Raw genomic sequence first — 6562 nt, 5'->3', positions numbered from 1 at the left:
AGATGTGTATAAGAGACAGGTTTGAGATAAAGGAATCAAGCTTTACAAGAAAGAGATTCGGTTTTTCACCTGATGAGGCAAATCCCTTTATAAAGCGTGACCCTGATTACTGCATACTCTGTGGAAGGTGTGTAAGGATATGTAAGGCACAGAACACAAATGTCCTTGACTTTATGGGAAGGGGTGTAGGCTCAAAGGTTACCACTGCAGCTGATAAACCCCTTCAGGAGTCAGGCTGTACCTTCTGCGGAAGCTGTATAGATGTCTGTCCTGTAAATGCCCTGCTTGAAGCAGACAGGTGGCGTAAGGGCAGGGAATGGGAATACGAAAAAGAGAACACTGTATGCCTTCTCTGCGGAGGTGCCTGCAGTATTACTGTAAGCAGGCTTAATAACAGGATAATGAAGATAAATGCTGGTGCTCCAGAAGGCTTAACAGAGAGATTCATCTGTGCCTATGGTAGATTTGGCTATGACTCAACAGAATCACATGAGAGGCTGACTGCACCTCTTATAAGAGAAGATGGCCAACTTAGAGAGGCTACATGGCAGGAGGCACTGGATGCAGTCTCAAAGGCAATCAAAAAGGCGGGTAGGGAAGCTGGGTTTATAACAACAGGCTCAATTACAAATGAAGATGCCTTGACAATAAAGAACTTTGTCACAAAGGTTGCAAAATCAAAGAATCTTGATTCCACTGTAAGCCTTTATGGTGACAAAGACAGCCTTATCTCCTCTGGAGTAGATATAGAGGAAGCAGACCTCCTTGTTGTAGTTGGTCTCAATCCATGTCAGTGGACAAGGGCACTGGCATCCATTGATGCAATAATAAGGAAAAAGGTTAGTGCCGGAACAAAGCTTATTGTTATAAACTCAGAGGAAATACCCCTTTCATCAATAGCAACCATAAGTTTAAAAGGAGATGAGGCAGAGATCCTCAGGTCTATAGCAAAGGCTCTTATTGATAAAGGCCTGTCAAAGGACAGCAGCCTTATAAAGGCAGTTCAGGATGCTACTGTTTCAGAGGCAACAGAAAAGGCAGCCACACTCATAGCTGAGTCAAAAACACCTCTTATACTGAGCGCACCAGGGCTTTATAAAGCTTCAGCCAACCTCGAGCTGATTAAAGGAAAGTCAGTATCAGTTACACTTGAGGCAAATGCAAAGGGAGTGGTAATGATGGGTATTATACCTTCAGGAAAGAATATTAAAGAGATGGCATCAGGAGGTCTGAAGCTTCTTTATGTAATGGGAGAAGTGCCTCTGAATAAAAGGCCTGATGTTGAGACCCTCATATATCAGGGAACATACATGACAGAGCTTGCAAGGAATGCAGATATTGTCCTTCCAGTAGCATCCTATCTCGAGCAGGAAGGTAGCATAGTGGATTATCTTGGAAGAATCAGAAAACTCCAAAAAACAGTGGAGCCTTCTGAAGGTATAAAGACTCATAGAGAGATACTTAAAGAGATTGCAAAAACAATGAAGGTGACACTTACGCTTCCAAGAGCAACAGAGGTCAAAAACCTCATAAAACTTCCAAAGAAGGTGAAACTTTCACCCTTCAAGAAAAAAGAGGGCTATGATATTGATGCGAGGAGATTCATAGAATCCCTTAATGCACCAGTAATCAAAGGCTCCAGACTCCTCTGGCTCAAAGAAACAGGGGTGATGGTGTAGGAGAAGTATTATAGTTATAAAAAATTTTATTTGATAGCAGATTTATTTGACCTAAAATATGGCATGGACAATAATATACTTTCTGAGACTGACGCCGTAAGGAATCTTATTGCAGATTATATTTATCTGAATGGCTTGCGGTAAAGGAAGAGCCAACAGTATTTTATTTCTACAACACAGACCCGGCAGTGACACCTATGGCTATGTCAGACAGCAGCGGAGCTGTCTGGAGGGCTGATTGCATGCCCTTTGGAGAAGAACAGATAATCTTAGCAGGGGCAGGTTGAATTCATGATTTTGTCTAATTCGTGATAAAATTAAGCAGGAGTTGATAATAATGCCACAGCAAGAATATAAAATACACGAGCATTATCCATTCACCTGCCCGTACCGCTCAAAAGATAGCAGCATCAGCCCATATAACCGGGAAGGACCTTGCAAAAAACGTGATAGTGAAGCTTGTTAAGCCAAAAGTGGCAAGTTTATCTGTAAGAGGAAGGATTGAGGCTGAGATGAGGCAATGTAGGTTTCTTTATGGATAAAATTATGAAAAAAGTAATCTGCATAATCCTTTTTTTATATTTTTCAGCCAGCTGTGGAGGTGGTGGAGTTAATGGAGATTATGAATTTAGAAACGGTAATGGTTGGGTGACCATTGAATATCCAACAACTGAACCTACTTTCTCCACTAATGATGACTCAATTTACCTAAGCGGTAGGGCATTCATAAGCCCTACTCACTGGAGGTGCTGTTCAGGTTCTGCTGAAGATACAGGTGTTAAGGTCACATGGGAAAACAAAACAACTAATCAAGGTGGCGATACTTATCAAAGTGTTCAGATATGCAATTTTCTTGGTACTCCTTACTTATGCAACCATAGATGGAGTGCTACAGTGCCGCTTGTATATGGTAATAATTATATCGTGATTACTGCTATAGATCTGGGAGGCCTAAGCGGTAAGGATTCTATTACTGTTAAAAGAGAGTAATAATTTATTTGCGTTTTCATCTCTTCTTCTCAAACATAATCCCATACATTAATATCACTGCCTGATTTCTTTCTGTATCTGCCCTTTGCCAAATTTAAAATAACCTCTGCGACCTGTTCAGGAGGTCTGCCCTGAAAACCTGTGATTCTGGTGCTTGTCATATCAGGGTTGACAGTGTATATCCTTGGTCTTGAAATTTCACGGGCAAGTGCCTGTGTAAAGCCCCTTACTCCAAATTTTGTGGCGCAATAAGGTGCAAGCTCTGGAAATCCTCTTAAACCTGCACCGCTTGATATATTTATTATCATCTTATCAACATAGGGCAGGCATGCTCGCGTCATCTTTATAAGCCCTTCAAGGTTTGTCCTTATCTGATTTTCTATATCACTGAATTCCTGCTTATCCAGTGGCTTCCAGACCACCACACCTGCATTGTTTATGAGGATATCTATCCTGCCAAAGGTCTTAATAATCTTATCAACATTATTTAATATGCTCAGGTTATCCCTCAGGTCCAGCTTGAGAAGCAACGTTTCTTGAGCTCCCAGTGCTCTACATCTCTTTTCTGTATCCTCACCTCCAGACCTGTCATTGCAATAAGTTATCACAACCTTTGCTTTTTCAGAGGCAAATCTTAAGGCAGTTGCCCTGCCAATACCGTTACTGGAACCTGTTATAAGAACGACCCTGTCTTTCATTAACTTTTCATCACTTTCAAAGGGGGATTGGCCTTTTAGGTTCAGATTTTTTAATGTTTTGCATAGGCTGATTCAAGTTCCATGAAGAGATCAAATTGTTCTTTGAAAGCGGCTGCGACATCATCAGCTGAAATGAACCCGATAAGCTTTCCATTTTCTGTCACCGGAATTCTTCTTATCCTTGCTTTTTGCATTATTCTTATGGCTGAGTCAAGGTCAGCGTCAGGATCTATTGTTATTGGATCCGGGGTCATAATGTCGCAGACGCATGTAAATTTTGGATCCCTGGCATCACCGGCCACTGCCAGTGCTATGTCCCTGTCTGTTAATATACCTTTCAGTTTCCCCTTTTCATCCGTCACGAGGACTGTGCCAATATTGTTCTCCTTCATTCTTAAAGCTGCATCATGAACAGAGGCAGTAAGTGGAACTGTAACTAAATCTTTCTTCATTATCTGCCTTACTATCATATTGACCTCCTTTCAGGCCAATCCCCCTAAAATTAAAAAGACGGGTTTTCACTTTTTCCTTCGGCAACCCGGCTGTCTTCTATCAGAAGACCCGAAGCTTTCCGCCCCCTCCTCGCAGAGGGTTCGGCTTTGTCGGGAACTTATATATTATCTCTCCCTAAAACATACCCTGTCAAGCTAAACTGCCTGCAATTAAAAAGGATTAGATAATGGTGCGGGCAGTACTATTATGACCCTGGTACCCTTACCTTCGACAGGTTCGATAGATATTTTACCGTAATTTTTTCTTGCAGCCATCTGAGCAATTGCAAGGCCAAAACCCGAGCCAAGGGGTTTTGTTGAGAAAAAGGGTGTAAAGAGTTTCTCAATGTCTTCAGCCCGTGGAGGTATGCCTCTATTAAATATCTCTATTCTTAACCTGCCGGGCAGAGCTGAATCAGAAGAAGCTTTAATACTTATATAAGGGTCTTCAGGAGTTAGGGCATCAAAGGAGTTTGAAAGCACTTCATAAAAAAGTTCTGATAAATCCTTTCTGTCTCCAAGCACAAGGGCTTCCTCAGGCCTGAGATTAATATCAATTCTCACCCTGGAATCCAGATCCTTAAACCTCAATCTCTTGAGAGCCTCTTTTACGAGGTCCTCAACGGGTATCTCTTCTATCTCCGGCTCTCTCCTTGCGATTTCAAAGAATCTCCTTATATCAAAAACTATGTTTTCACAGGCAGAACTTTGAGATATTAAGAAATCATACAGACCACGGTCTGGATCAGCAGGGTCGACCTTTTTACTCAATCTTTTTATGTTGCCTCCTATAACAGTTATTTTATTTCTGATCCTGTCTGCAATACCCATAATCAGTTCCATATCACAGCGGGACATCATATGAATATATGCGCTCGTTTCAACCAGGAGACAGAAATCAATAAGACGGTTAACAACAGCTGAGACAGACAGGGACTTTTCTGCTGGTATGCTATCCTGGATTATTCTATGACAGTACTGTCTTGCAATAGAAAAACCCAAGTTTGAATATCTCTGATCCAGGTTTACTTCAACATGCCTTTTACCTATTCTCCAGAGATAGGATAAGAACTCCTCATTAAAGGAACTGTTGAAAAGGTATTCAAACCAGTTTGCCCAGGCCTTCTTTAAAAAGCCCGGTCTTTCGTAGTGTTCAAGGAATATCCTGGTATCAGGGATTTCAGAAAAATAATTATAGATATGGCTGGAAAAAGCCTCTTTCTTATCTGTAAATATTTTTCTGAAAGGATCAAGTATCCTCAGGTAATCATCACTGATGCCCAGTCTTTCTTTGAGGATAAAGAGCTTTTCAAAAGGTATGTCCATTTTAAATACCTTAAAAATTTTTTATTATTATATCTGAGGGATGTATATAAAAACTACTCTTGAACCTGTCGGAAAAGGTATAAACTATCTTTTTCTGAGTGTTACCTTATAATATTATAAGAGTTATGTTATTACATATTGATGAGCAATTTAAGCTTTAATTTTAGTATAATATTCTGGTGAGCAGAGATGAGTTTATAAGAAAGATTTTTTCTTCAGTTGCTCCACGTATTGACTTTCTGAGTACATTATTCAGTCTGGGGCTTGATGATCACTGGAGAAGAAAGGCTGTCTCTTATCTTAACGAGGGAGAGAATGTACTTGATGTCTGCACCGGAACAGGCAAGCTTGCCTTTCTTATTTCTAAAAAGGTTGGAAGAAGGGGTTTTGTATGGGGAATTGATATAAATGAGGATTTGCTCCAGATTGCTCGCAGGGACAGTAAAAATAACGGGAATCTCTCTTTTATAACAGCCGATTCAAGAGATATACCTTTTGATAGTGAATTTTTTGATGCTGTCACAGTTTCTTTTGGTATAAGGAATATAACACAACCGGAAAAAGCGCTGCAAGAATATTACAGGGTTTTAAAGAAAGGTGGAAGGTTCGTATGTCTTGAGCTTATGAAACCTGAAAATAGATTTTTCAGATATATCTGGAGGATTTATGTTTCTAAAATAATACCTGTTATAAGTAAACTTATAATTGGAGACCCCGTTCCCTATAAATACCTTTTTGCATCAATCGAGGGATTTTATACCTTTAATGAGTTCGTTCAGCTTCTTAAGAAAAATGGTTTTGAGGTGCTGGTTGCTCGTTCCCTTACCTTTGGAGTAGCAAATCTCTTTGTAGCGGAGAAAAGGTAGTTTATTTATCCTTTTTAAAAAAGAAAAGATATATTTTCTGCATTCTCAGAAGTCTGCTCTTTTTTTGCAAATGCTTTGAAGAAGCAAAGAGAGCTTTATTTTCTCATACAATCACAAACCTGTTTTTGACTCCTTAGGTAAAAGCTATCTTTTATTCAAAATCTTCATGACAATTTTATCCTCTCCATATAATAATTCTCTAAATAGAACAGTTTTTGTGTTATAAAAGCTTTGCAATCATTTACAAAGGCATTCAAATGTTTACAAGTTAATATGGAATTCTTGCCTCGTAATGTTATGGCCTTACAAGAATCTTTCTGCTGTTTCTTTAATTCGTATGATAGTACTCTTTTGAATTACTGGGTAATGTAAAATTTTCTGTGTAAATTTAAATATTAACAAAAAGGGTGTATCCTCCATATAATGGAAATCTTTAAAGAAAGGAGGACACACCCATGGCAGTGAAAGAACTCACTGACCTAAGTTTAACAGATTTATGGAGGGAATATCAA

At 39.5% G+C, this 6562-nt stretch carries 6 protein-coding genes and 1 riboswitch; of the genes, 3 read left to right on the top strand and 3 right to left on the bottom strand.

Annotated features, from left to right (window positions below):
• Together N2257_10000 and N2257_09995 are read left to right on the top strand one after the other, a co-directional pair.
• The coding region (locus N2257_10000) for a molybdopterin-dependent oxidoreductase (protein ID MCX7794714.1) at positions 1 to 1679 on the top strand (1679 nt) is incomplete at its 5' end.
• Between the two features lie 534 nt (positions 1680 to 2213).
• Positions 2214 to 2669 (top strand): hypothetical protein, encoded by a 456-nt coding sequence (locus N2257_09995; GenBank protein MCX7794713.1) that lies wholly within the window; start codon positions 2214 to 2216, stop codon positions 2667 to 2669.
• Between the two features lie 29 nt (positions 2670 to 2698).
• Here N2257_09995 and N2257_09990 read toward each other — a convergent pair whose 3' ends face one another.
• From N2257_09990 to N2257_09980, 3 genes are all read right to left on the bottom strand, one after another.
• Entirely contained in the window at positions 2699 to 3367 is a 669-nt protein-coding gene (locus N2257_09990) for an SDR family oxidoreductase (protein ID MCX7794712.1), read from the bottom strand.
• 50 nt (positions 3368 to 3417) lie between these two features.
• Positions 3418 to 3837 carry a CBS domain-containing protein gene (locus tag N2257_09985; GenBank protein MCX7794711.1) on the bottom strand — a complete coding sequence of 140 codons (420 nt, stop codon included), beginning with the start codon at positions 3835 to 3837 and terminating at the stop codon, positions 3418 to 3420.
• A 59-nt stretch (positions 3838 to 3896) separates the two neighbouring features.
• Positions 3897 to 3975: riboswitch (cyclic di-GMP riboswitch) on the bottom strand.
• Between the two features lie 54 nt (positions 3976 to 4029).
• Positions 4030 to 5184 carry an ATP-binding protein gene (locus tag N2257_09980; protein ID MCX7794710.1) on the bottom strand — a complete coding sequence of 385 codons (1155 nt, stop codon included), beginning with the start codon at positions 5182 to 5184 and terminating at the stop codon, positions 4030 to 4032.
• 179 nt (positions 5185 to 5363) lie between these two features.
• Here N2257_09980 and ubiE point away from each other — a divergent pair, with 179 nt between their 5' ends.
• A complete protein-coding gene (gene ubiE, locus N2257_09975; protein ID MCX7794709.1) occupies positions 5364 to 6050 on the top strand; it encodes a bifunctional demethylmenaquinone methyltransferase/2-methoxy-6-polyprenyl-1,4-benzoquinol methylase UbiE in 687 nt (228 codons plus the stop codon).
• Positions 6051 to 6562: the final 512 nt, after the last annotated feature.

It is taken from the genome of Thermodesulfovibrionales bacterium (genome assembly GCA_026417875.1).
Lineage (GTDB): Bacteria > Nitrospirota > Thermodesulfovibrionia > Thermodesulfovibrionales > CALJEL01 > CALJEL01.
Note: the sequence above shows the minus strand (reverse complement) of the source record. Positions and strands in the feature narration are given on the sequence as shown.

Bases quoted from the DNA above. Each gene is read 5' to 3' on its own strand.
- N2257_09985 (MCX7794711.1), bottom strand. From the start codon at position 3,837: ATGATAGTAAGGCAGATAATGAAGAAAGATTTAGTTACAGTTCCACTT.
- N2257_09990 (MCX7794712.1), bottom strand. From the start codon at position 3,367: ATGAAAGACAGGGTCGTTCTTATAACAGGTTCCAGTAACGGTATTGGC.
- N2257_09995 (MCX7794713.1), top strand. From the start codon at position 2,214: ATGGATAAAATTATGAAAAAAGTAATCTGCATAATCCTTTTTTTATAT.
- N2257_09980 (MCX7794710.1), bottom strand. From the start codon at position 5,184: ATGGACATACCTTTTGAAAAGCTCTTTATCCTCAAAGAAAGACTGGGC.